The organism is Corynebacterium sp. KPL2861 (genome assembly GCF_040225475.1).
GTDB lineage: Bacteria > Actinomycetota > Actinomycetes > Mycobacteriales > Mycobacteriaceae > Corynebacterium.
In genome coordinates this window covers 64,560-90,001 of the sequence record NZ_JBEHFW010000007.1, presented here as the reverse complement: position 1 = coordinate 90,001, position 25,442 = coordinate 64,560, and the positions used below count along the sequence as shown (strand labels likewise).

General features: G+C 58.6%; 20 protein-coding genes. 9 read left to right on the top strand and 11 right to left on the bottom strand.

Annotation, left to right across the window (positions count from 1 at the left end):
• Window positions 1-172: 172 nt before the first annotated feature.
• Window positions 173-1,666, bottom strand: coding sequence for a glutamate--tRNA ligase (gene gltX, locus ABRP84_RS07140; RefSeq protein WP_239267982.1), 1,494 nt, complete (start codon window positions 1,664-1,666; stop codon window positions 173-175).
• Window positions 1,667-1,923: 257 nt separating this feature from the next.
• On the opposite strand from gltX, the gene ABRP84_RS07135 reads away from it, so the two are divergent.
• The 7 genes from ABRP84_RS07135 to ABRP84_RS07105 are packed head-to-tail and all read left to right on the top strand — an operon-like array spanning window position 1,924 to window position 11,544.
• Window positions 1,924-4,362 carry a choice-of-anchor M domain-containing protein gene (locus tag ABRP84_RS07135; protein WP_349853162.1) on the top strand — a complete coding sequence of 813 codons (2,439 nt, stop codon included), beginning with the start codon at window positions 1,924-1,926 and terminating at the stop codon, window positions 4,360-4,362.
• Between the two features lie 52 nt (window positions 4,363-4,414).
• Window positions 4,415-6,007 (top strand): choice-of-anchor M domain-containing protein, encoded by a 1,593-nt coding sequence (locus ABRP84_RS07130; protein ID WP_349853161.1) that lies wholly within the window; start codon window positions 4,415-4,417, stop codon window positions 6,005-6,007.
• A complete protein-coding gene (locus ABRP84_RS07125) occupies window positions 6,007-7,512 on the top strand; it encodes an anchored repeat ABC transporter, substrate-binding protein (RefSeq protein WP_349853160.1) in 1,506 nt (501 codons plus the stop codon). The genes ABRP84_RS07130 and ABRP84_RS07125 overlap by 1 nt, the downstream gene beginning before the upstream one ends.
• On the top strand, window positions 7,505-8,395 hold the full coding sequence (locus ABRP84_RS07120; protein ID WP_349853159.1) for a choice-of-anchor M domain-containing protein: 891 nt from the start codon (window positions 7,505-7,507) through the stop codon (window positions 8,393-8,395). The genes ABRP84_RS07125 and ABRP84_RS07120 overlap by 8 nt, the downstream gene beginning before the upstream one ends.
• The gene (locus tag ABRP84_RS07115; RefSeq protein ID WP_370657774.1) at window positions 8,382-9,116 is read left to right on the top strand and encodes an anchored repeat-type ABC transporter ATP-binding subunit; all 735 of its coding nucleotides are present in this window, start codon (window positions 8,382-8,384) and stop codon (window positions 9,114-9,116) included. The genes ABRP84_RS07120 and ABRP84_RS07115 overlap by 14 nt, the downstream gene beginning before the upstream one ends.
• The gene (locus ABRP84_RS07110) at window positions 9,113-10,033 is read left to right on the top strand and encodes an anchored repeat-type ABC transporter permease subunit (RefSeq protein ID WP_349853158.1); all 921 of its coding nucleotides are present in this window, start codon (window positions 9,113-9,115) and stop codon (window positions 10,031-10,033) included. Before ABRP84_RS07115 ends, ABRP84_RS07110 begins: the two co-directional genes overlap by 4 nt.
• On the top strand, window positions 10,030-11,544 hold the full coding sequence (locus ABRP84_RS07105) for a choice-of-anchor M domain-containing protein (RefSeq protein WP_023026421.1): 1,515 nt from the start codon (window positions 10,030-10,032) through the stop codon (window positions 11,542-11,544). Before ABRP84_RS07110 ends, ABRP84_RS07105 begins: the two co-directional genes overlap by 4 nt.
• Before the next feature lie 24 nt (window positions 11,545-11,568).
• Here ABRP84_RS07105 and ABRP84_RS07100 read toward each other — a convergent pair whose 3' ends face one another.
• Window positions 11,569-12,675: a CE1 family esterase gene (locus ABRP84_RS07100; protein ID WP_349853157.1), complete on the bottom strand. Its 1,107-nt coding sequence runs from the start codon at window positions 12,673-12,675 to the stop codon at window positions 11,569-11,571.
• Between the two features lie 109 nt (window positions 12,676-12,784).
• Here ABRP84_RS07100 and ABRP84_RS07095 point away from each other — a divergent pair, with 109 nt between their 5' ends.
• Window positions 12,785-13,888, top strand: coding sequence for an isochorismate synthase (locus ABRP84_RS07095; RefSeq protein ID WP_349853156.1), 1,104 nt, complete (start codon window positions 12,785-12,787; stop codon window positions 13,886-13,888).
• 10 nt (window positions 13,889-13,898) lie between these two features.
• Here the strand turns inward: ABRP84_RS07095 and ABRP84_RS07090 are convergent, their stop codons facing one another.
• The 9 genes from ABRP84_RS07090 to ABRP84_RS07050 form a co-directional block, all read right to left on the bottom strand.
• Entirely contained in the window at window positions 13,899-14,471 is a 573-nt protein-coding gene (locus ABRP84_RS07090; RefSeq protein ID WP_502879795.1) for a class I SAM-dependent methyltransferase, read from the bottom strand.
• Between the two features lie 52 nt (window positions 14,472-14,523).
• Window positions 14,524-15,336 (bottom strand): fumarylacetoacetate hydrolase family protein, encoded by an 813-nt coding sequence (locus ABRP84_RS07085; RefSeq protein ID WP_284782948.1) that lies wholly within the window; start codon window positions 15,334-15,336, stop codon window positions 14,524-14,526.
• 115 nt (window positions 15,337-15,451) lie between these two features.
• Window positions 15,452-16,471 (bottom strand): 3-isopropylmalate dehydrogenase, encoded by a 1,020-nt coding sequence (locus ABRP84_RS07080; RefSeq protein WP_349853155.1) that lies wholly within the window; start codon window positions 16,469-16,471, stop codon window positions 15,452-15,454.
• A 132-nt stretch (window positions 16,472-16,603) separates the two neighbouring features.
• Entirely contained in the window at window positions 16,604-18,190 is a 1,587-nt protein-coding gene (serA, locus tag ABRP84_RS07075; protein ID WP_349853154.1) for a phosphoglycerate dehydrogenase, read from the bottom strand.
• Between the two features lie 64 nt (window positions 18,191-18,254).
• The gene (locus tag ABRP84_RS07070) at window positions 18,255-19,166 is read right to left on the bottom strand and encodes a hypothetical protein (protein WP_349853153.1); all 912 of its coding nucleotides are present in this window, start codon (window positions 19,164-19,166) and stop codon (window positions 18,255-18,257) included.
• The gene (locus ABRP84_RS07065; RefSeq protein WP_349853152.1) at window positions 19,150-20,940 is read right to left on the bottom strand and encodes a GmrSD restriction endonuclease domain-containing protein; all 1,791 of its coding nucleotides are present in this window, start codon (window positions 20,938-20,940) and stop codon (window positions 19,150-19,152) included. The genes ABRP84_RS07070 and ABRP84_RS07065 overlap by 17 nt, the downstream gene beginning before the upstream one ends.
• Before the next feature lie 127 nt (window positions 20,941-21,067).
• Window positions 21,068-22,081, bottom strand: a complete 1,014-nt coding sequence (ilvC, locus tag ABRP84_RS07060; protein WP_005280254.1) for a ketol-acid reductoisomerase — start codon at window positions 22,079-22,081, stop codon at window positions 21,068-21,070.
• Window positions 22,082-22,183: 102 nt separating this feature from the next.
• The gene (gene ilvN, locus ABRP84_RS07055) at window positions 22,184-22,699 is read right to left on the bottom strand and encodes an acetolactate synthase small subunit (RefSeq protein ID WP_023026400.1); all 516 of its coding nucleotides are present in this window, start codon (window positions 22,697-22,699) and stop codon (window positions 22,184-22,186) included.
• Between the two features lie 3 nt (window positions 22,700-22,702).
• On the bottom strand, window positions 22,703-24,553 hold the full coding sequence (locus ABRP84_RS07050) for an acetolactate synthase large subunit (protein WP_349853151.1): 1,851 nt from the start codon (window positions 24,551-24,553) through the stop codon (window positions 22,703-22,705).
• A 301-nt stretch (window positions 24,554-24,854) separates the two neighbouring features.
• Between ABRP84_RS07050 and ABRP84_RS07045 the strand changes: the two genes are divergently transcribed.
• Entirely contained in the window at window positions 24,855-25,397 is a 543-nt protein-coding gene (locus tag ABRP84_RS07045) for a PH domain-containing protein (protein ID WP_284782927.1), read from the top strand.
• The last annotated feature ends 45 nt before the right edge of the window (window positions 25,398-25,442 follow it).

The window sequence follows — 25,442 nt, the reverse complement described above, 5'->3', positions numbered from 1 at the left end:
CAACGTGTTATAACTATAATGATCGTTACCCAATGCGCCAAATCGCCAGCGCAACTGGCATTTTTAGGCGTTTTTCTTGAGCTAAAATAAAGCGGCGGATGACATCTGTGTAGTTCGATGTTCATCCGCCGCTTTAACGGGCTGCGCCGTCCACACTTCTGGTGGTGTCGATTTACTCCGCAGCTGGAACGTACGGAGTTACCTCGCGGGCAGCACGCAGGCGCGCCAAGGTGGACTCTTTGCCAAGAAGTTCCATGGACTCAAAGAGCGGCGGCGACACCTGGGCGCCGGAAATGGCTACGCGCAGCGCGCCGTAGGCCTTGCGCGGCTTTAACTCTAGATCTTCAATGAGCGCCTTGGAGAGCGCGGCTTCAATAGCGTCGGTCTTCCACTCCTCTACCGCTTCAAGGGTGTCAATGCCCACCTCGAGCGGCTGGACGGCGTCGTCTTTCAGGTTCTTCTTGGCCGCCTTTTCATCCAAGGTGAGCTCAGCATCGGGGGTGATAAGGAAGCTGAGTAGCCCGTAGGCATCGGCAAGCGTCTTAATGCGCGTTTGCACTAAGTCCGCGGCGAAGGCGAATTTCTCGCCGTCATAATCGGCCGGGAAATCCGTGTACTCCGTCAGGTAGTTGCGCAGGCGGAAGGCAAACTCTTGGGGCTCGAGCAGGCGAATGTGATCGGCGTTGATGGCCTCGAGCTTCTTCTGGTCAAAGCGCGCGGGGTTGCCCAGAACATCGTTGACATCGAAGTTCTCAATCAGCTCGTCCATGCTGAAGATGTCCTGATCTGCAGACAGGGACCAACCCAACAGCGACAGGTAGTTGAGCATACCCTCCGGGATGATGCCGTTATCGCGGTGGTTGAAGAGGTTGGACTGCGGGTCGCGCTTGGACAGCTTCTTCTTCCCCTCACCCATCACGAAGGGAAGGTGGCCAAACTCCGGGGTAAATTCCGCGATGCCGATTTCCTTCAGCACGTCATACATGGCCAGCTGGCGCGGGGTGGACGAGAGCAGATCCTCACCGCGCAGCACGTGGGTAATGCGCATCAACGCGTCATCGACCGGGTTAACCAGGGTGTACAGCGGGGCGCCGTTGGAGCGCGCCACCACATAGTCAGGCTGCGTTTCGGATTTGAAGGACATCTCGCCGCGCACGAGGTCAGTCCAGGCCCAATCCTTGTCCGGCATGCGCAGGCGCCATACGGGCTTGCGACCTTCAGCCTCAAAAGCATCAATCTGTTCCTGCGTCAGGTCGCGGTCGTAGTTGTCATAGCCTAACTTGGGGTCGCGCCCTGCGGCCTTGTGCCGCTCTTCTACCTCCTCAGCGGTGGAGTAGGCGGGATAGACATGTCCGGCATCGATAAGCTTATTGAGCACATCCTTATAAATGTCCATGCGCTGGGACTGCCGGTACGGTTCATGCGGGCCACCCACGTTGACACCTTCATCCCAGCCCAATCCGAGCCAGGTCAAGGAGTCAATGATGGCCTGATAGGACTCTTCCGAGTCACGGGCAGCATCGGTATCTTCGATACGGAATATCAACTTTCCGCCTGTGTGGCGGGCATAGGCCCAGTTAAACAGGGCCGTGCGCACCATGCCAACGTGCGGGGTACCGGTGGGAGAAGGGCAAAATCTAACGCGAACTTCAGTCATGGCCACCATCGTAGTGGAGTCACAGGACACAGTCCGCACCAGCCCAAACCAGCGCCTCACCCTACCACCCAAAAGTGCGCCCCCATGTACTGTACTACACGCAAAAAGGGGTAGATGGTAACGGGTTTCATTATAAACGCACAGGTAAACGGGAATGGTTTCCAAAAGATTATCCAGTAATGGGAATCATTTTCTATAGTTTCGAGGTGAACTACTGACAACTGCAGAAAGGTAACGCGCTGGTGGCTTCTCCTCGTATTCGCTTCATGGCCGCATTCAGCACGATCGCGCTGATTGCCCCGGCTACCGCCTACGCCGGCCCCGACGATGGCAAACACATCGCAACCCAAACCCACGTCGATTCCCCCAAGAGCTTTTGGGAAGGAGACAACTTCCTACTGCGATCCGAATTTTCCGGCCAAACTCCGCTTATCGATGACACCGTTGCCTGGATAGGCAAAGGCTATAACCGCGAAGACGAGGACGGTAAGCGCCGCCAGAACTTTATGTATTCCCTGCCAGAAAACGGCACGCAGGACTACATCGGTCCTACAGGCACCACCTACTACACGGCCCCGTACCAAGCCTCCGCCAATCAAGAACCCATCTGGATCGGTTTCGGCGCAGACACTGGGCTTCCCGTGAAAGATTTCCGCGATAACATCGCCTTCCTCGACCTCTTAAGCGTGGATGGCCCAGGCGACGTGGAGCTTTTTACCAACAAGGACGATAAAGACGGCGCCGAGCTCCATCGCATGCTGGGCTCCTTCCAAGACTCACCGCACTCTACATACCTCAATGCCGGTACCCATACCCATAACGCCACTCTCTTTACCAAGCCCGGCCGTTATCGATTGACCTATCGCACCACCGCTCGCACGGCGGATGGGCAGCTCGTGGCTAGTGAGCCGCAAACCACCAGCTACCAAGTGGGCGGGCAAAAGCCAAAGGATGACAAGACCCCAAGCCTCAAGGAACGCTTCGATAGCTCCTCCTCCGGCGATGCCGCCGCTGCTGGTTACAGCCTGAGCATGGACAAAAAGCAGAACCCGGAAAAGGACGGTGCCGATAAGCTCACCACCATTTCCTTCGATGCGGAAAATAAGGCATCCGGCACGCTTACGCTGCTTATCGATGGCTACTTCCTCACCGATCTGCCTGTCGCCGACGGCCACGCCGAGTGGGATGAGTACATGGGCCCAGACTCGTCTAATATCCAGGCGGTATTTACCCCAGAAGGCGATGCGCCGCGCTGGATCTCGCAGCAGGTGGAATTTACCCCAGGCTCTTCTGTCCACACCGACTCTTCTGATGCCGCAGAGGCATGGGAAGAAGCCGAAAATCCGCGCCAGCTGGCCCCCACCGAAGAGGTAACGCTGCAAGAAACCGGCTATACGGTGCGGATGCGCAAACAGGGCGAAGAAGGAACCAAAATCATCATCGACATGGAGGACAATAACTTCAGCGGCGTGATGACTGGTGGTCTCTATGACGACAAGAACGACGCGGAACCCACGGCACCAGTGGAAGCCCCAATTACCAACGGGCACGGAGAGGCAACTTTTACCAATGGCGAACTCTTTAAGAACACGATTGCCAAAGTAAACGTCTTCCCGCACTCCACTGTCAAGGCAGGACATGGCAGCACGGTGCTAGCTGAGCCCTTCGAATTCGGCGAAAACTACGAAGCGACAGGCGAGCTTTCTACCAGCGCGGATGACAACGCCGCTACCCCAGGCGAAAAACCTGGGTCCGGCGATTCACCCGCACCCGGCGATACGCCTGCACCATCTCAACCGCCACAGGACGAGGAAGCTCAGCGCTGCAGCGAAAAGCAGGTACTTGACCGCGGGCACGTCGATATCAAGGCACTGCCTACTGACGATGGTTTCCGCACCGTCCTACGCGATGACACAGGACAAATTGATAAGAACTCGGTAGACCGCTCGTTGGATGACGTCGTACTTGGCGTGCACAAAAACGCGCTTACTCCCCGCTCCCGACAGCTGGGTGATAAGGAGTTCGATTTCCTTGGCAACATCGGTGACCGTTTCTACCACCTGCCGCAGACGCAGAACCAAGCCATCATCTGGCCGGGGTATAACACCGAAAAATTGGATTACTCCAAGATGAAAGATGGCCAAGTCAATTTGAACCTCAAGCCCAAGCACACGCCAGAGGGCGCTGAGTGGGGCGTATATATCGATAAAACCAGGGGCGTTGGATATGACATCCTTGCCAATTCCGCCGAAGACGATCACACGATCGAGACCACCTTCGCATCGCATAGGCATACCCACTGGGCTTTTACTAAGCCGGGCATCTACACGTTTGAGGCAACCTATACGGCAACTACTACCGACGGCAAAGAACTTGCATCCAAGCCACAGACGTTGACCTTTGCCATTGGTGATGACGCGGTGAAGTCCTGTTCTACGGCTGCGCCATCCGATGCCCCATCGGAAAAGCCTTCCGAGACGCCGTCCGAAAAGCCTTCGGACTCGGCAAAGCCATCCAAGCCCTCGAAACCGTCTAAGCCTTCGAAGCCGTCCGAGCCATCTAAGCCGTCTACTCCTGCGGGGCCATCGTTTAATCCTTGGGCTCTGGTCTTGCCTGCGGTTCTTGGCATCACCTTCAAGGCCTTCTACAACTTCTTCCGCGACAACCAAGATCTCATTCGTGAGCGCTTTGGCTGGCGCATCTAACTACTAATCCACAGCTCAGGGGACCCCCTGGCGCTTTAAAGGAAATTCAACCATGGATACCAACACCATTTCGCGCACCAGAGCTCACCGGCCTGGCAGCCGCATCATCGCGGCGGTGATTACCGCCCTCATCGCGTTTTTCGTTCCGGTCACACCGGCCTTGGCCTTCGATGAGGTCTTTGATTCCGGACATATCGACGCGTTCTACGTCACGGCACCTGATGGCCAGCTACACCTATCCATGCAGGAAGATGTCACCGGCTCGCACGTCCAGCGCCCTGGCGATGACGTGCTGCTCCAGGTCGTGGAATCGGCATGGTCCGATGCCACCGAGGCCGTTCCCGAGATTGGAGAATCGACCTACTTCCTGCCCCAAACTCAAGACCCAAATATCATCTGGCCGGGCTGGGATACTCAGCCGGCACGCGATGGCGGATTCACCAACGTTGACTTCGAGTTCACCAATATCTCTGGGCCGGGCTCAGTCTATGTCTTTGAAACCTCTGGGTTCGGCAACGTCGGTGCCGTGACCAATTCCGGTTCGATGGAGCTGACCAGCGGCGAGGTTATTAACCAGCCGAGTCCTGCACACCGCCACGTCAACTGGGCCTTTAGTGAGGCCGGTACCTATGAGATGACCGTTCAGGCCTCCTCTAATGGCCAAACCAGTAACGCAGTCACCTATACCTGGCAGGTGGGCGAGGGCGGAGAGGCAGTCTCCGGTCACCGTTCTGCGGGCGGTTCTGGCGATGCAGATAACTCCGGCAATGACGCTGGACACAGCAATTCCGAGGGTGGCCAAGGCGGCAACGCTGCAAGCGGCGGACAGTCCACGGATCCAGAGTGCCGTCCGGGTATTATCCCGCAGATTAAAGACGATACGGTCTCGCCGCCGCAGTGGCGCGATGCCGATGGCGCAACTTTTTACCTCTCCGATAATTCCGGCGTCGAGCTGCCAGAAGATGTTGGACCTGTTTCGGCCGGCCAAGCCTGGATGATTGGTTCTACGCAGGTCGATGGCGTGCCGTGGCTCGGTGCGAATACCCAGAGCCCCTCCATGCGCGAACACATTCCAGGTGATGTTACTTGGGAGCTCGTCGATATGAAGGGCCCTGGTGCCATGATGGTCTACAGCCAGGGTGGCCTGGGCAAGATCGTCGGCGATGAATGGTTCCGCGGCGCGAACGGCGCTGTGGAAGGCAGCTACAATATCGCCCCCAATACCCACGTGCACCCTAACTGGGTCTTCGAAAAGCAGGGCACCTATGACGTGACGATCCGCAAGGTGGCCCAGACCTCTGCCGGCAAGCAAGTAGCAGGCCAAGCAACGCTGCACTTTGTCGTCGGCGGTGGCAGGCCAGATGGCTCCTTCGATAATGGCCACTTCGACCTGGGCGCGGAAGTGAACCCGGATGGCGGCGACTGTGGTGTTGGCGCCGCAGCCGGCGCGGGCTCTAATGGCTCCGGTGCTGGCCAGGATGCCGCTGGCGGTTCCGGTGCGAACGCATCCGGTAAGGGCGGTAACGCGGCTCTTGCCAATACTGGGACCCCCACCATGCCACTCGGAATCGGTGTGCTCGGCTTGGGCATGCTGTTCCTTGGCCTGGGCATTGCACGACTCGCTGTCGCGAGGGCAAAGAATTAATGCCAGTGTCCCACTACCGTTTCGTACCGCGCGGGCTGCAGGCCGTAGGGGCGCTCTGTAGCGTCTCCCTCCTCGCGGCAGGCTGCACGACCTCGGCAGCGGTGGATACCTCTGATCGCTTCAGCGTGGTCGCCACGACGCCCATTCTGGCGGATATGGCCCGCCACGTCGCAGGCGAGGATGCTTCGGTCACCGGGCTTATCCCGAGTGGAAAGGACCCGCACACCTTTGAGCCCACGCTGCGCACGGTGCGCAACGTGGCCAATGCAGACCTCGCCTTGAACAATGGATACCTCTTGGAACCGCAATCGCTGATAGATACGCTGCACGAATCCACGGACGCACCCGTGGTGGAAGTCGCTGACTCCGCCTCCACCCGCGGCGCTACCCTCGTGCCGCTAGTAGAAGATGTCTCCCTGGATGCCATCTGGTTGGGCCTGCGCATTAGTGGTGCCGAGCAGCGCAACTCCGGCGTGGATTTCCGCATGGTCTCTGCCGAGGGGCCAGGCGATGTCGCAGCCTACGTGGTCTCCACCTTCGGTACGCCGGAAGTGCTGTTTAATAGCGCCGATGGCATCGACGCCAGCGATGATGCGGTCACCCTCCCAGCCAATGCGCACACGCACGTCTCATGGGGCTTTTCGGAACCGGGCATCTATAAGCTGGGCTTTCAGGCAGATGGCACTGAGGTAGAGCATCTCACCGTCGCGGTAGGCGTGAACCCGCCGGAGGATATGGATGTCATTGATTCCGGCCACGTGGATATTGCCGCTGACGTGGCAGAGGGATCTATTGATCTGCGCGATCAAGACCAGCATTTTGATCCCGCTGATGCCGCGGTGGCGGTCCCCTCCTCGGTTTTGCAGCCCATTCCGCCGGATCCCGCCTACCGCTTCTTGGGAACGCCCGGTGCGGATACGTACCTGCTCCCCCAGGCGGTCTTGGGTAAACACATCCACGGCGAGGTGGACCCGCACCTATGGCACAACGTGGACAATGCCATTGCCTATGTTGATGTGATCGCTGAAGAAATGGCGAATGCGGATCCGTCCCACGGCGCCGATTACCGCGCTCGTGCCGAGTCCTATATCGCAGAACTGCGCGAGCTTGACGGGTACGTAGACCGCGCGATCTCTTCCATCCCGCAGAGCAACCGGCACTTGGTCACCACCCACCACGGCTATGCCTACTTAGAGCAGGGCTATGGCCTGTCGGTGGCCGGGTTCGTGACGCCCAACCCCGCCATTGAACCTTCGCCACGGGAAGTCATTGCCCTGCGCCGGACGCTGGAGAACCTGCACCTTCCCGCGGTCTTTGTGGAGCCAGTGGAACAGGCCAGCGCCAGCACGCTGAAGGAGGCTGCCGCGCAGCAAAACGTGGAGCTGTGCCCCATTTACGGCGACACGCTTGATGATGCCGTGCCTACTTATATCGATCTCATGAAATTTAATGCTGACTCGCTGCAGCGTTGCCTACATCCTTCGAATGGAGATAACCATGCTTAACCTTGCTTCTCGAACCGTTACCCGCGCGGCCACTCGCACGGCGGCCTGCATCGTCACCGCCGGCTTAGCCGTATCCGCAACGCCGGCTTGGGCCGGCGACCTCGCACAGGTGGTCGGCGCGGATGAAACCGTGGCGCCCGAGGGCGAAGAAAAGGTCATCGATGCGGGCCACGTTGATATCGGCACGCTGCTAGACGGCTCCGATGCCGAGCTATTGGCCCGCGATGATGCAGGCGATTCCCCGGTGTGGCTCCACCTTGATGACCTGGTGTTCTCGGTAGGCGATGCGGCCCAGCAAACGCTGCCGGATACCGATGAGTTCAGCTTCGTCGGTGCACAATCTGGCGAGGATGTCTGGGTTGTCCCGCAGACTGAGCAGGCCGGCGTCCCGTGGCTGGGATGGAATACCCAGGCGCCTTCGCTTGTCGATAACGCCGATCGCGGCGTCACCATGGAATTTCTCGGCCACTCCGGCCCAGGGGACTTTTCCCTCTTTCTGCAAAACGGCGGCTTTGAAGCACCCCAGCTACTGTGGTCAACGGCAGAAAAAGGCGAGTCTGAGTTCTGGGTAGACCTCAATACGCACACTCACGCCAACTGGACTTTTACGGAACCTGGCACCCACCAGGTGGGCATCCGGATCAAGGGCGAGACCACAGACGGCGAGGAGTTTAGTACCGATGGCGTGCTGACCTTCGCCGTGGGCGATGGCGCAGATATCCAGGCCGCCCAGGATGCGGAGTGGAGCCCAGCAGACGCCGCGACCGAAGATTCTTCCCTGCCGGTATGGGTTTATGTTTTGGTCGGCGGCGGAATTATCGTGCTGATCGCCGGTGTTGCCGTGCTCGTGAAATCCCGCAAGCGAGGCGATGGCCATGTCTAAGCCGTGCATTCAGGTGCGCGGATTGCAGGTAGCGCTATCTGGCCGCACCGTGATTGAAGACGCCAACCTCGAGGTAGGTACCGGTGAATTCATTGGGCTTCTAGGCCCCAACGGCGCGGGCAAGACCACGCTGATGCGCGCCATTTTGGGCCTAATCCCCTCCTCCGGCACGTGTACCGTCACCGGGTCTGTGGGCTATGTTCCCCAGCGCCACGAGGTGGAATGGGGTTTTCCCATCAACGTGTACCGCACCGTGCTCAGCGGGCGTACCGGGCTCATCGGGTGGTTCAAGCGCCCTAAGAAAAAGGATCATGCCGCCGCTGCGGAGGCGCTGCGCTTGGTGCATATGGAAGAATTTGCCTCCCGACCCATCGAGGAGCTTTCTGGCGGCCAGCGCCAGCGAGTACTGATCGCCCGCGCCCTCGCCATCCAGCCGGAGGTCTTGCTGCTCGATGAGCCTTTTACCGGGCTCGACGCCCCGAATACCGAGGCCCTTTTGGAGCTTTTCGCCGAGCTTGCGGCGCAAGGAAAATCCATCGTGATGTCTACCCATAACCTGTCTGAGGCGGCGCACACGTGCAAGCGCCTCGTGCTATTTAATCGCACGGTCATTGCAGACGGCCCCGCCGAGGAGCTTTTGGCCGAGAAAGATCCGTGGACCCACGCGTTTGGCGTCAGTGCCTCGTCCCCGTTGCTCGCTGCGATTGGAGTGGCTGCATGATTGATATCTCATTTATCGACTTCCTGCGGGATTTAACCAATCCCCACCTCGATTTCCTCGCCCGGGCGGTAGGCATTTCGCTCATCGCCGCCATCGTGTGCGGGGTCATCGGCTGCTATGTGGTGCTGCGTGGCATGGCCTTTATTGGTGATGCCGTCTCACACGCAGTGTTCCCGGGCCTGGCCATCGCCTTTGCGCTGCAGACCTCGGTCCTCTTGGGCGGGGCGGTTGCCGGTGCGGTCGTCGCGGTGCTTATCGCCACGTTTTCGCAACGCAACCACGTGCGCGCCGATTCCATCATCGGCATCTTTTTTGCCGCCGCCTTCGCCTTAGGCATGGTGATCATCTCGCGCACGGACGGCTATAGCGCCTCGCTGACCAGCTTCCTCTTCGGATCACTGACCGGCGTTTCGCGCACAGATATCACCGTCGCCGCGAGCGTCTGCCTCGTGGTCCTAGCCGTGGTCGTGGCCTTTGGCCCGCAGCTCAATGCCACCTGCTTGGACCGGGAGACCGCCCGCGCCATGGGCCTGCCGGTCTTTGCACTGGATATCATCCTCTACTTGTGCGTGACCGCCGCGGTGGTCATTTCGGTAAGCACCATTGGCAATATCTTGGTCCTCGCCCTGCTGATTACCCCGGCCGCCACGGCGCGCCTGCTCACGGCCAACCTGACCACGATGATGTTCCTCTCCGCCATCATCGGCGCAGTGTGCAGCTTCTTTGGCATCTATTTGGCGTGGGCCATCGATCTTCCCGCGGGCGCAACCATCGTGCTCACGCTCACGGTCCTCTTTCTCATTGTCTGGGCCCTGCATCCCTTCCTACGCTCTCGCCGCAAGCCAGGCCACTCTTCTCTTCGCGTGCCAGCGAACGCTTCCGAGAACACCCCACGAAAGGAAACCATCGAATCATGAAACCCTTGTGCCGTACCGCTCTTGCCCTAGGCACCGCCGGATTCCTCAGCGTGGGAACCCTCACCGGTGTGGGCCTGCCCTCTTCCGTTCTAACCACCGCGCATGCCGCAGAGACCTGCAGCGCTGAGGACTTTATCCGCATTACCGAAGGCCACCAAGACATGGCGTTGAAAGATGATGGCGGGGATATCAACTTTGTGGTCAAAGATGACCACGCACGCAAGGAATACCAGTCGGAAGAATTCGCTGTCGAGGTAGCGGATAAGAACAAGCAGCGTATTTCTGCTCTCGATATCCCATCCTTGCCCGAGGAAGGATGGGTGCTGCCGCAAACCCAGATTGAGGATGTTCCGTGGCTCGGTTTTAATACCCAAGAACTCTCCGAGGACTACCTCGGATCCAAGCAGACCGCGACTCTCAGCATGGCCATCGCGTCTGGCCCCGAGGATGGCCGCATTGTGGCCTTCCAAAACGAGGGCATCGGCGACCTCAAGGTCCGTATGGATACCGAGGACGGAACCGCCTGGGATTATCCCGGCAGATCCCACGCTCACCCCGCCTTCGCTTTTACCAAGCCGGGCACCTACGCCGTCAGCTTTACCTTTGAGCTTCCCGATGGCTCCCGCCACCACCTGCACGCGGGATTCCTCGTCGGCGATGACGCAGATGCAGCAGAGCTGTGCGGTGTCGACTACGAAGAATCCGACGATGCCGAGGCCAGTGCCCCTTCGGGCGGAACCTCCCGCCCAGAACAGCTGGCCAAGGATATTAAAGGCGTAGATAAGGCCATCGCGGGCCTGGATAAGGAGCTGGAAAATACCCTGAAGGAAGGCCAAAAATTCCTCGAGGGCGATAACAAGAAGGACAAAGACGCCAAGGATAAATCCGGCGATAAGCCGTCTAAGCAGGGCCAGTCCGGAGGCTCGAAAGAAGCCAAGAAATCTGGTTCGAAGCAGGGATCTAACCAAGGCTCCAAGTCTGGGTCGAAGTCCGGATCCACCAAGGGCACTGCTCGCGGTTCTGGGGCCGGCTCTGGTGCTGCGTCGCGCAAATCGGGTGGGGGCTCGTCGAAGGGAGCATCGGCAAGCAGCGGCTCTCGCTCCGGTTCTAAGGCTGCACAATCCAAATCCGGCGGTAGTTCTGGCCAGAAATCCGCGGGCAAGTCCACCCCGAAGTCCAAGAGCAGCAAAGCTAAGGACAGCAAATCTAAGGGCGCTAAGTCTGAGAACCGCAGCACGGCGCCGGTGCCAAACGCGTCCGCGGGTGGCAAGGACCACAACAATGAGGCGCTTTCCGGTGCCGCTTACACCGCCTCACTGACCAAGAGCAGCTTTTGGGCGGGCATTTTGGCGGGCCTCGGTGCATTCGCACTGGTGCTAGGGATTGGCCTTTTGGTCTATGTCCAATTCTTCCGCAAGAAAAAGCTAGCCGGCGAACAGCCTGAGGAGCCAGAACAGCCAATGCCGCCGCAGGCCGATGATGCCACGACGCAGATCCCGCGCATCGACTAGAAGCCTGAAAAGTACCGCCTAGGGCTACACGCGTGTCTTGGTAGATAGGAAGTCCCACACAACATTTGGGGTATCCGGCTGCCAAAACCACGTGTGTTCGGCAGGCACCTTGACCAATTCCACGTCCTTCTGGCAACCGTTGAAGTTCAGGCGCTCGGCTCCTCCAATATCCGCCTGGGATTGGAAGGTCATATCGCAGCGATTGCGGTTGAGATACCCTCCCAAGACGGTGCGCACAGGTAGATAACCAGCTTCGTGCCGGTCACCGCCTTCATAGGTCATCATCTGGTCGCGGGTGCCGTGCATGATGAGTGTATGCATTGGCGCATCCCCGCAATTGGTTTCAACGGGGTTATAAAAAGCTCCGGAGACCATGGCAACCGCAGCAAACGTATCTTGCGCGTGACAGCCCAATACGGAAGTAAAGCCCCCGCCATTGGACATTCCCATGGCGTAGACGCGATTGCGATCCACGTGATAGTCCGCATCTACAGCATCCAAGATGCGCTTGATAAAGCGGATATCTTCACCGTCATGAGTTTTGGCATATGGCGCTGCTTCCCAAGCGCGTTCGTAGCCCTCCGGGTAAATGATGATGGCCTCATCGGTGGCTGACGTATTTCCCATTCGGGCGTAACTGGAGAAGTTTTCCGGGGAATCTCCCCAACCGCCAAATCCAAAAAGCACCGGGGATGGTTTCTCGGGCGAATAATTATCGGGGATACGCACCAGGTAGCGGCGCTGTTTTCCTTCGTGTTCCATCTCGAGCGATTCCATAGTTCCCGGTGCAATGGGCGGATCAGGATTAATGCTGGGATCAGCAGAAGGTGCAGGAGGAGCCGGCTCCGAATTACCCGGAACTGGTGGCTCACCGTCATCAGGCGTGTGCGCCTCAACATCGCGGGGCGTCGATTCAGTTACGCCTTCTGGAAGCAAATGCGAGCCATCTGGTTCTGGAATCACGGGCTCGCCGGAGTGGTGGTCTTGTTCTGGCACAGGCACTGGGTGCGTCGGTTCTACCGGTGATCCGACATCTTCTTGTTCCTGCGCCATTGCCGGCACGCTTAAGGCTGCGCCTGCCACTAGGAGCGCGGACAAGAGATAGGTAAATCGAAGAAAAACTTTAGTCACATTAGCCACTTAAGTAACAATAGTTACATCGGTTGTGCCCGCGGGGGCCCACACGCTTGGCGGAGGGTAATTTCTACCAACTTTTAACGAGGCACTAAGCTAGATCCCCATGCACGAAGACAGACCAAGCACCGCCCCCGATTTCTTGCTCTCGCGAGCAACGGGGTCTGTCCGTACCCAAGGTGCGCGGAACACCTTTACCAGTGCCGAGGCTGCGGTTGACGCCCTGCACCGAGGCGAGGCCGAGATGGTCGTTGGCGCCATCCCCTTTGATTCCGATACCCCCGCCGCCCTGACCGTGCCAGAATCAATCATCCGGGAAGACGGCCCGCTAGAGCCACATGCGTTCTACCGCAATCAAACGCTCAAGTCCCGCGTCGTGGGCTTTGATCCAGAACCCGAAGAGCACCTACGCCGCGTGGAGGCGGCCATCGGCACCATCGAAACCTCGAAGCTAGAAAAGGTGGTTTTAGCCCGCGCGGTCGATATCGAATTTACCTCCCCCATCGATCCGCGGCTGGTGGCCGCGCGCCTTATCGATCTCTCCGTCAACCGCGATGGCTTCATTGCGGATCTCTCCCCTGCGGGCCGCCCAGGGGCCATGCTGGTCGGTTCTTCGCCAGAGGTGCTGATCAAGCGCCAAGGCTCGACCGTGTCTGCATTCCCGCTCGCCGGCTCTACCCCGCGCCGGGCCAATAAAGCGGCGGACCACATTGCCAGCCAAGACCTCTTGCACTCAGCCAAGGATCTGCTCGAGCATTCCTTTGTGGTAGATCACCTGCGCAAGGTGCTAGAACCACTGTGCAGCAGCCTCGATATCCCCGATACCCCGCAGCTCATACACACCAATGAGATGTGGCACTTGGGCACGCCGGTTACCGGTACCTTGCGGGATAAAGACCTCACCGCCCTGGAATTGGCAGAAGTTGTCCACCCCACCCCCGCAATCTGTGGCACGCCGACGGAAGCTGCGCAGGCGCTTATTGAGACCGCAGAGACCGACCGCGGCTTCTATGCCGGCACCGTCGGCTGGTGCGATAGCTCCGGCGACGGTGAATACATGGTAGCTATCCGTTGCGCGGAAGTTGCCGGCGATGGCCTCTCCGCCCGCGCCTGGGCCGGCGGCGGCGTAGTGGGTGCCTCCAATACCCAAGCGGAGCTGGAAGAAACCACCGCCAAGCTCCAGACGATCTTACGGGCGCTGAGCCTTTAAGCGGTGCGACTTAGAGCCGCTTCGCCACGAGGATTACATCGCTGGTGTGGTGGGCTCCCGCGCCGCCAGAAACACGGCGCGGCGATCGCCGAAAGGTCTGCACCGTCAATTCGGTCAGGTTTTCCGCCAGCCATTCCGGCATGGCAATCTCTTCTGACTGCATGTCATGGTGAACATAGAGTAAGGTTCCGCCCTTGGCGACGAGCTTTTCCAGCAGTGCTACTTCCCGTGCGGTGGCACGGACACTGCCGTAATGCACGGTGACTAAATCAAATGGGGCGTGGCTGAATTCATCAAAGGTGGCAACCTCGGCGGGCACTCCCCGCGCCTTGGTCCGAGCCACGGCCGTCGGGGCAAAGTCGATGCCGAGCACCTGCCAGCCACGCTCGTGCAGCCACTGGGCATCGGCGCCTTCCCCGCAGCCGATATCGAGCGCGGTACCGACTGGAAGGTCGCTGGCATAGTCCACCAGCGTGGTATTCGGACTCCCCGACCACACCTGCGCAGCAGACCGATAGCGCTCCTCCATTTCCTGTGCGCTGGGCGCAGACCCGTGGTGGCCTTGATGCGAATGCTCCGGCACGCCGTTCTCCTTCTACCAGTACCTCGCCAGCGGCAGCTGCTTTTGGGTGAACCTACTGCGCCCTAGAGATGGTATTGCGCAAAGTGCCAACCCCTGGAATCTCAATTTCAATGGTATCGCCTGGCACCATCGGGGCGGTTCCGGCGGGCGATCCGGTAGTGATGACATCGCCAGGCAGCAAAGTATATGCGGCAGAAATCTCTTCCAAGATGCCGCCCATCTTGACGATCATCTGATCCGTATTGGAATCCTGCTTCTGCTCACGGGAACCATCGTGGGTCAGGTACGCATTGATCTTCTGATCATCAAGATCCAAGCTATCCAGGTCCGTTTCAATCCACGGACCCAAGGGGCAGAAGGTATCAATGCCCTTGGCGCGCGCCCACTGACCATCCTTGAACTGCAGGTCACGGGAGGAGACGTCGTTGCAGATGGTATAGCCGAGCACGTGGTCTTTCCAGTTCTCAGCCTTGATATTCTTCGATGGCTTGGAAATAACCACGGCCAGCTCGCCCTCAAATTCCACGTTGGTGGCATAATCCGGAATCTTGATGGCCTCATTAGGGCCGATGACCGCAGTCGAGGGCTTCAAGAAGATGGTTGGAGGCAGTTTATCGGAGGACTTCTTAAATACCTCCGCCACGTGGTCGGCATAGTTGCGGCCAAGCGCCACTACCTTGGTGGGCAGGGTCGGCGCCAAGAGCCGCACCTCGCCCAGCTTCCATTCTCGGCCGGTGGGCTCCGGCGGGGTAAACGGGGTGCCGGAGATCTCTTTAGCTACAAGCTCCTCCATCGGGGCGTCTTGTGGCCCGTCAATGATGGCAAAGCAAATTCCTTCTGGGTGTGCAATTCGTCCTAAACGCATAACGGCCATCCTACTAAAAGGTAGCCTTTACATGTGTGCAAAGTTTGCGGTGTTAATTTGCAAAGATTATTCAGTTCGCTGCCAACACCGCATTCATGCGAAGGACTTCTTACGCTTAAGCCTGCAGGCTCCCCGCGATGCGGTCCCCCACCTCGACGGTCTTGATTGGGGTATCGCCGCGCTTGGCGATGTCCCCCGCCACCGCCTTTTCAATCTTCTGCGCATTGTCTTCATCGCCCAGCTGCCGCAAGAGCATCGCCGCTGACAAGATGACCGCGGTCGGATCCGCGATGCCTTGTCCGGCAATATCGGGCGCCGAACCGTGTACCGGCTCAAACATGGAGGGGTTCTTACCCGAGGCATCAATATTACCCGATGCAGCCAACCCAATTCCGCCAGTAATAGCGCCTGCTAAGTCCGTTAAGATGTCCCCAAAGAGGTTATCGGTCACGATGACATCAAAGCGGGACGGATCCGTCACCATGTAGATGGTCGCGGCATCGATGTGGTTGTAGTCCACCTCCACCTGCGGATATTCCGTCGCAACTTCTTCTACCGTGCGGTGCCACAGATCGCCGGCGTTGACGAGCACATTGGTCTTGTGCACCAGGGTCAGGTGCTTGCGGCGCTGCGATGCTCGCTCAAAGGCATCGCGCACCACGCGCTCTACCCCGAAGCGGGTATTTTGCGAAACCTCGCTGGCTACCTCGTGCGGCGTTCCTTCCCGCAGCGTGCCGCCATTGCCGCAGTACAGGCCCTCGGTGCCTTCACGCACCACGACGAAGTCGATCTCGCCCGGATTAGCCAGCGGCGAGTGGGCCGTGGGATACAAAATGGAAGGGCGCAGGTTTACGTGGTGATCGAGCGCAAATCGCATCTTCAATAATAAGCCGCGTTCCAAGACACCAGGGGGAACCTCACCTGGCGCGCCAATGGCACCCAGCAAAATGGCATCGTGCTCGCGCAAGCTGGCTAAGTCTGCGTCCGTTAAAAGCTCGCCATTGCGCAGGTATCGCCGCGCGCCCAAGTCATAATCGGTAGTTTCAATATCGCTGCGCACCGCGCGCAACACCTTCAGGGCTTCCGCCGTTACTTCCGGCCCAATACCGTCGCCGCCAATAACCGCTAATTTCATTGGATAGGATTCCTTTCTCACATAGTGGATTAGGCCTTAGCCTACCAAAGAAAACCCGCCCATCGCAGTAAGTCTGCGCGATGGGCGGGCATGAGTACGCGGTTAGGCTAATCGTCCTAGCCTGCGGTGAGGTTATTCATCCATATCGAATTGCTGGCACGTAGCGCCAAGGGCGGAGTTGATCTCCTCGATGAGAGAATCTGGCACCTCGGACTCCACGCGCAAGATGAGCACGGCATCCGTTTCCTGCTTGCCCTGCGTCAAGGCCGCGGCGATGATGTTGATACCCGCCGCGCCCAGCTTGGTGCCCACGGTACCCAGCGCGCCTGGGGCATCGGCATAGCGGAAGAACAGGTTGCGGCCCGCGGCCCGCATATCCACGCCGCGGCCGTTGATGCGCACAAACTTTTCGGTGCCATCGATACCGATGAGCGCACCGGTGAGCGAGGACGTCACGCCCTCTGCGCTAATGACCTTGACCTGCAAGGAAGAACGGTGCCCCTTGGATTCTGGGTTGGTGGAGACCGAAACTTCGACCCCACGGCTCTCAGCAATCTGCATCGCGTTGACAAAGGTAACCGGCTCCGAAGTCACACCGCTAAACAGACCGCGTACGGCCGAAAGGCCCAGCACGTCCACATCCTCAGTGGACAGCTCGCCGCAGGCCTCAATCTCCACGGCGACGGGAGCCTGATCAAGCAGGCGCCCTGCGGTAAGACCCAGCTTGCGGGCAAGGTCGAGCCAGCCGGCGACCTCTTCGCCCACCGTGCCGCCAGAGACGTTGACCGCATCAGGGACGAACTCGCCGGCAAGGGCCTTGAGTACCGAGGCAGCGACATCGGTACCAGCGCGATCCTGTGCCTCCACAGTGGACGCACCCAGGTGCGGCGACACCGTGACCTGCGGGAGCTTAAAGAGCGGGGAATCCGTGCACGGCTCCGTGGAGTACACATCAAAACCCGCACCGCGGTGGTGACCCGAGGTAATGGAATCTGCCAAGGCCTGCTCGTCTACGAGGCCGCCGCGGGCGGCGTTGATAAGTATCTGGCCTTCCTTTGCCTTGGCCAAAAGCTCCGCATTGAACATACCGGCGGTCTCCGGCGTCTTGGGCAGGTGAATGGTGACAAAATCTGCCTGCGCCATCAGATCTTCCAGCTCGACCAATTCCACGCCGAGCGCTGCTGCACGCGCCGGATTGGCATAAGGATCGTAGGCAATAATCTTCGTTTCAAAGGCGCTCAACCGCTGTGCAAAAAGCTGACCGATGTGGCCGAAGCCGACGATACCAATAGTCTTGCCGTAGACCTCCACGCCCTTGAAGGAAGAGCGCTTCCACTCGCCCTCGCGCAAGGACTGATCCGCCGCTGGAATCTGGCGGGCAGTGGCCAAAAGCAAGGCAATCGCCTGCTCGCACGCAGAGTGGATATTGGAGGTAGGAGCGTTGACCACCATGACGCCTTTGTTGGTGGCGGTGTCAATATCCACGTTATCGAGTCCCACGCCCGCGCGACCCACAATCTTAAGCTTGGGCGCGGCTTCTAGAACTTCAGCGTCGACCGTGGTGGCAGAGCGCACGAGCAGCGCATCTGCTTCTGGAACCGCAGCAAGCAATTCCTCACGGTTCGGGCCATCTACCCAGCGCACCTCGACAGAATCCCCCAAAGCCGTCACTGTGGATTGGGCCAATTTATCGGCGATAAGAACTACCGGCTTCGACATATCATCCTTCGTTTCAATTCGTTGTGCATTACGCGAAAATCACCGCGTGTGAAGGAAGTGTAGTTCAGTTTGGGGTGCCCTGCCTTATTTTTTCCTTAAATTCTTTCACTTGACCGAATTCCGGGCCCAAAGCAATCAGTGAACCCTCGTCCAGCCCCGCCACCATGGCCATACTCCGCTTATCTTCCAGCGGATCTGCCGTCGGCATCACCAATACCGAGCCACCATAGGCCGCGGCCGTAATGACATTGGCTACCGGGCTATCCGCCGTGGCCACAATATTGGGCGCCATCTGGCCATCGCGCCGCGACTGTGCCGGAACGGGCGATAACTTTTTACCATCGTCGTCGGGCTCACCCTCATAAGGAATCCAGGCAGGGCGCAACTCAACGTAAGGTGTTTTATCCAGCCGCGCGATGTCCTTGACCATTTGTTTCGGCGCGGCGACCACCTTGGACTCATATTGGAATGCCGTGAAATCTCCCAACGCTTCGTGCGTTCCCGGGTCCTTGATGACAGTGAAATCACCGCTGGATTGTGTCCACGGAATATCGCCAATGATGACGAGTCGTTTTACTTCCAAGTCACCTACCAGGTTGAGGATGTCACCGCGGCGCGAGCGATCGTATTCCACGGCCGGCAGGTGCTGGTTAATAGCCAACGTCGCCGCGCGCAGTTCGGATTTAGCATCGGGTGCAAAGAGCACCATCGAGTCAGAGTCCTCGAAAAAAGTCCGCGCAGCGTCAATGCCGCTAGGATCATCGATGATTTCAAACTTGCCAGCGAATTTGGGATCGATAAGGCGGTTTTGATTCTCTGACTTGGCGCGCTCAAGCTCAACGTCGGACTCGGAGAGATCCGACAGCCCACGCTTTACCAGTTTGGGCTCCTGCAAGGCATCGCCGCAGCCGACAAGTACAAGGGAGGCTGCGATAACCGCTGCAGCCGCCCGGAACCTCTTAGCGGCCAAATGCATGTGGCCCCTCTTCACCGCCGGCCAGGTTTGCTTCATCGACATCTCGAATGACGGGAATGCCCAAGGTTTCTTCCACCAAGTTCACAAAACGATGGCGCCGATCCGCCAAGAATTCCTGAATCTTCGATTCCCTTAAGTTAGCGACATCGAGGTCGTGCGACGCCAAGACGGCATCAAATTCCTCGTCTTCCATGATGGACTTGGATTGCACGCGTGGCAGGTAGCGATTCGGTGCGAATCCATCGAGGACGACCTCTGTGCGTTTGCCCATCGGGGTAAAGTTCATGACCGACTGCGCCAAGACCGAATCCACCCCGTGGCGCTGGCACCAATTCAGTGGGAATACTGGGAAAAATCCAGGCTTGAGCTCTTCAAAGGTATGGCGAGTAAACTCGCTGCCCGTCCGCCAGTCCTTCGCGCCACGAGCCATGAGTAAGGCGTAGATTCCGTGCCAAACGCCATCGTTTTCATCGACCGAGAGCAGGCGGGATTCCCGGAATCCTGCATCTGCGACCGTTTTGGGAACGTCATCGGTGGCCCCGGCCACCCACTCGGTCACCTCATCCACGTCGCGGGCGGCGCGCAGCGGCACCGCGGAAGAGCCATAGAGCTCACCAAAGACGCCACACCAGAACCACTGGTCGATGCGATCCCATGCCTGCTGGCTAGAAAGCGCCCCGGACCGCTTTGCTAGGCGCGCGATGATGACTGCTAGCGGCACGATCTGTTCGGTATAAGGAACCTGATCGAGGCTTAAAATGCGGCGCTGCGCCAAGAATTCGGCGACCTCGTGGAAGGTGATGCGCAGGTCGTGCGCGGCCGCCTTGTACTCGGATAGGGACAGCTTCAAAATATCTTCGCGCTGGCCGCCGGCATTGCCCTTCTCCCCTGTGACCAAGAGGGATACTGCGGAGAGGAATTCATTGCGTCCGATGCCATCGAGCGCGGGAGAATCCCGCAGGTCCTTTTCCACCTGCTGCCAATCGTTAGCAAGGTGGAAGGTGGGATCTTCAGAAGCAAAGACGGCGGTTAAGAGATCGAAGACATCCATCTGCAGGCCGGCGGAATTCGCCTGGGCAAAGATGGAACCGATTCCGGCCTGCTCCGTTTCGCGGGATAGCCGGATCATCGGGATGTCATAGCCCGCCAAGGGACGCACGATGCGGTTATTGAACGCAGCGAGCTCGGCGCTGTACCGCTCGTGTGTGGCGGCGAGCTCGAAAAGCATGCTGGTGCCTTCCTCGCTGAGTAGCGAGGCCACAGGGATGCACATATTATCCAGGCCATCCTGGCGGCAGGTGATAGCCCCATCAATATCGGGGCCGAAGTGCGAGCAGATCTCGCCGTTCTGGTCGACGGCGAAAATGGCGTCATCGGCAAGCAAGTCCCCGCTTACCGCGGCCCGGACGTCAATGAAAAAGCGGCGGTGAACCTTCTTTTTCCGGAAGTCGGTGGTCTTAACAAAACCCTCGCCGTTAAAGCAGTGATAAAGGGAGGTAAGGCGCTGTTGACCGTCCAGCAGGAGCAATCCGGGCTCGACGCCAAACTCGGGCGCACCCGCCAACACTCGGGGGCGGAAACGCATCTTTTCATTGCGCGTATCCAGGGCCATCAGCGCGCCGATGGGATAGCCACGCAGGACCGTAACGATAAGTGAGCGAATGCGGTCTTCATCCCAGGCATAGCTGCGCTGGAAATCCGGAAGCTGGATATCACCGCGGTCGATCCGCGAAAAAAGATCCTTAAGATCATAGCTTGGCGTCGTAAAACCCATAGTGCCAATACTACCCGTTACACCTCATCGGTATTTCACAGACGTAGCGCTGGAATAACGCTAGGGCCAAGGCACAAAAGCGGCCCACGGGGCTTTTCCCGCGGGCCGCAATGCCTTCAGCGACTGACTAGGCAGTAGCGTCCAATGGATTCTTTACCCAGCTCATGAGATCGCGCAGCTTGGTGCCGGTCTTTTCGATCTCGTGCTGTGCAAATTCCTCGCGCAGGTCTTCCAGTTCCTTGTTGCCGCCTTCAACGTTGGCGAGCAGCCGCTTGGTGAAGGTGCCGTCCTGAATATCGGACAGGACATCCTTCATGCGCTGCTTGGTATCAGCGTTGATGATGCGCGGGCCGGAGATGTAGCCACCGAACTCGGCGGTATCAGAAACCGAGTAGTTCATGTTGGCAATGCCGCCCTCGAACATCAGGTCCACGATGAGCTTCATCTCGTGCAGGACCTCGAAATAAGCCATCTCTGGCTCGTAGCCGGCCTCGGTGAGGACCTCAAAGCCATTGCGGATGAGGAACTCGACGCCACCACACAGGACGGCCTGCTCACCAAAGAGGTCGGTGACCGTCTCTGCCTCGAAGGTGGTGGGGATAACGCCGGCGCGGGCGCCACCGATCGCAGCGGCATAGGACAAGGTCAGGTCATGGCCCTCGTTCTTCGGGTCCTGCTCGGTGGCAATCAAGCAAGGAACGCCCTTGCCGTCAACGAACTGGCGGCGGACCAAGTGGCCCGGACCCTTTGGCGCGACCATACCGACGGTGACGGACGCAGCCGGCTCAATCAGCTTGAAGTGGATATTCAGGCCGTGACCGAATAGCAGTGCATTGCCGTCTTCCAGGTTCGGGGCAATGTGCTCTTCGAAGATCTCCTTCTGGGAGGTATCCGGCGCCAAGAGCATAACGACGTCGGCCCACTTGGATGCCTCCGCGACGGACTTGACTTCGAAGCCAGCCTCTTCCGCCTTGGCTGCGGACTTAGAGCCCTCGCGCAGACCGATAACAACCTCAACGCCGGAATCGCGCAGGTTCTGGGAGTGGGCGTGACCCTGGGAGCCGTAGCCGATAACAGCTACCTTGCGGCCCTGGATGATCGACAGGTCAGCATCGTCGTCGTAGTAGGTATCAATAGCCATTTCAAATCCTCAATTCTTTGGTAGGAGAAGCTGTAATGAAGCGTCCTAACGCAGAGTATATACCACTGCGCGGGACAATGTGTTCACATCGTGAGATTTTATTTACTTTTTGGGAGCCGTCGCCTTCGGGCCGCGCCCCAAGGCTACGTGGCCCGATTGCACGAGTTCACGAATCCCGAAGGGCTCGAGAACTTCAAGCAGCGCCGCGAGCTTGCCCGGCGTACCGGTAGCCTCCACGACAACCGATTCCTTTGCCACGTCCACCACGCGGGCGCGGAAGATATTTACCGCATCCACCACCTGCGCGCGGTTGGAATTATCGGCCGATACCTTCACCAGCATGATGGCGCGAGCAACGGTGGAATCTTCTTTAAGTTCCACGACCTTGATAACCGGAATGAGCTTATTGAGCTGCTTCGTTACCTGCTCAATGATCACCTCAGAGGCATCCACAACGATGGTCAGCCGGTTAATTCCGGGGGTTTCCGTGTGCGCGGAGACCAAGGACACCAGGCTGTAGCCACGGCGGCTAAACATTCCCACCACGCGGGCGATGATGCTTTCTACATCCTCAACTAATACCGATAAGGTATGCCGAGTTACCTCGTTTTGCGTCATGGTTTATGCCTCCTGGATGGTTTCGTCAATCTCAGCCGGGGTTTCCGCGGCGGATTCAGCTTCATCAAAAAGCGGGCGCAGGCCGCGGGCGTATTGGATTTCCTCATTGGAGGCACCTCCACCGATCATCGGCCACACCTGCGCATCTTGGCCGACGATGAAGTCAATGACAACTGGCTTATCGTTAATTGCCTGCGCGCGCTTAATGGCCGGAACGACTTCTTCTTCGCTCGTGACCCGGATGGCTTCACAACCGAGTGCCTCGGCCAAACGGACGAAGTCCGGGGTGAAGGCGTTTTCTTCGCGCAGCTTGGTGTGCGAATAGTGCTGGCCATAAAACAGCGTCTGCCATTGCCGGACCATTCCAAGGTTTCCGTTATTAATGACGGCAACCTTAAACGGGAAGCCTTCCACGGCGGCGGTGGTAAGTTCCTGGTTGGTCATTTGGAAGCAGCCATCACCATCGATGGCCCAGACTTCCTTTTCTGGACGCGCTGCCTTTGCACCCAAGGCAGCGGGAACGGCATAGCCCATGGTTCCAGCACCACCGGAGTTGATCCACGAACGCGGGTGTTCAAAGTCCAAGAACTGCGCGGACCACATCTGGTGCTGGCCCACGCCCGCACAGTAGATAGCTTCCGGCCCCACGGTCTCACTGAGCTTTTCCAAGACGAATTGCGGGTTCAGCAGGCCATCATCGGTGGGCTCATAACCGCGCGGGAAACGCTGCTGCATGCCGCGCAGGTAATCATGCCACTGTTTCACCTCGGCGGCCGGCTGTACATCCTTCTTGCGGTACTCCTTACTCAACGCGGTCAAGCACTTTTTGGCATCGCCGACGATGGGGACCGTAACTTCCCGGATCTTGCCAATCTCAGCTGGGTCAATATCGGCGTGGACGACCTTCGCATTGGGTGCGAATGTTGAGGTATCGCCGGTCACGCGATCATCGAAGCGGGCACCGATGGCAATGATGAGATCGGCGCGCTGCATCGCCGCGACGGCTGGGACCGTGCCGTGCATGCCCGGCATTCCCAGGTGCAGCGGGTGGGAGTCCGGAAAGGTCCCCAGCGCCATCAAGGTGGTAACCACAGGGATATTCGTGAGTTCCGCAAACTCCAGCAACTCTTGGGAGGCATTAGCTTTAACGACTCCGCCGCCGACGTAGAGCACGGGCTTTTCCGCTTGCGACATCAATTCCACGGCCTGGGCCACCTGCCGGTGGTGCGGCTTAGTAACCGGCTTGTAGCCTTGCAGGTCAAGCGTTTCCGGAAAGTGGTAATCCAAAAAGCCGTTTTGCACGTCCTTCGGGATATCCACGAGCACCGGACCGGGGCGGCCGGTAGAAGCCAAGTGGAAGGCGGCCGAAATAGCGGAAGGGATCTCTGCGGGATCCGTCACGATGTAGTTGTGCTTGGTAATGGGCATGGTGACACCGCGGATATCGGCCTCTTGGAAGGCATCGGTGCCCAAAAGGTTGCTGCCCACCTGGCCGGTGATGGCGACGATGGGAACGGAGTCCAGGTTGGCATCGGCAAGCGCGGTAACCAGGTTGGTCGCACCAGGACCGGAGGTAGCGATGCACACGCCCACCTTTCCGGAAGCCTGCGCATAGCCCTCGGCGGCGTGGCCGGCACCTTGTTCATGGCGGGTTAGCACATGGCGAAGCTTCGTTGAACCATGCAGTGCATCGTAGAGCGGAAGCACGGCACCGCCGGGAATACCGAATACGAGATCGGTGCCCAGATCTTCCAGCGTGCGGACAATAGCATGAGCCCCACTCATTCGCTCCGCAGACGCAGCAGAAGTTGCAGCGGCCGCGGAAGCAGGCGTGGGCGAGGATGTCGTTACCACGGTGTATGTGCTCCTTGGTTTGGTCTGTCAGGGAAACTGATCATCGAAAACGCCCTAGTTACAACTAAAGCCCCCGCGGCCGGTGGTCTGCGGGGGCGAAAGCGTCGACGTTCAGGAAACGCCGCGGTCACCGCCGCGCTCGTACCACCTGAAGTCGAATAATGATCATATTTCCAACTATATACCGATAGAATTATATCTGGAAGCAGTTACCCCCTTTTGGGAAAACTTTCTCATACGTTGAAACACGGCGAAAAAATGGTTCGCTTCCCCACCGCATGGTCAATTAGGCTGGCACACTATGACCCCACCAGCACAGGACAAACAACCTCGTCAGTCCACCACCCAGGCAGAGGTCTTCACCCCTTCTCGCGACCACATCTTGGGCATTTTAATTTTGTCCACGATCGCCTTATTGAGCATTGGATGGGCGCCCAAATACCTAGGGTGGTTGCTCATTATCCCCGTTATCGGCCTCTGGTGGGTCATCAAGGCCCGCACGCGGGTCTCTGAGAAAGGCATCTCCATTTCTTATGCATTCCGGAAAAACGTTTCCATCGCATGGGATGATTTCGCCGGAATTGGCTTCCAGCGCGCCCGGGCCTTCGCGCAGACTAAAAATGGTGCGAAACATAACCTGCCTGGCGTAACCTTCAACTCACTGCCCCGCTTGGCACAAGCATCCCGCGGGCGCATTCCCGATGCCCTCACCCAGGGCCGCGAGGCAGCCGACGACAAGGTCGTCATCGTACACCGCGACGGGCAGCAGATCCTCCTAAGCAAAGAGGAATATGCTGCGTACCTAGAAAAACACCCCGAGCTTAAAGATTCGGCAGAAAACTAAATCCACTTTCTCCTCCTCCCCATTGACCAATCTAAAAGGAATGGT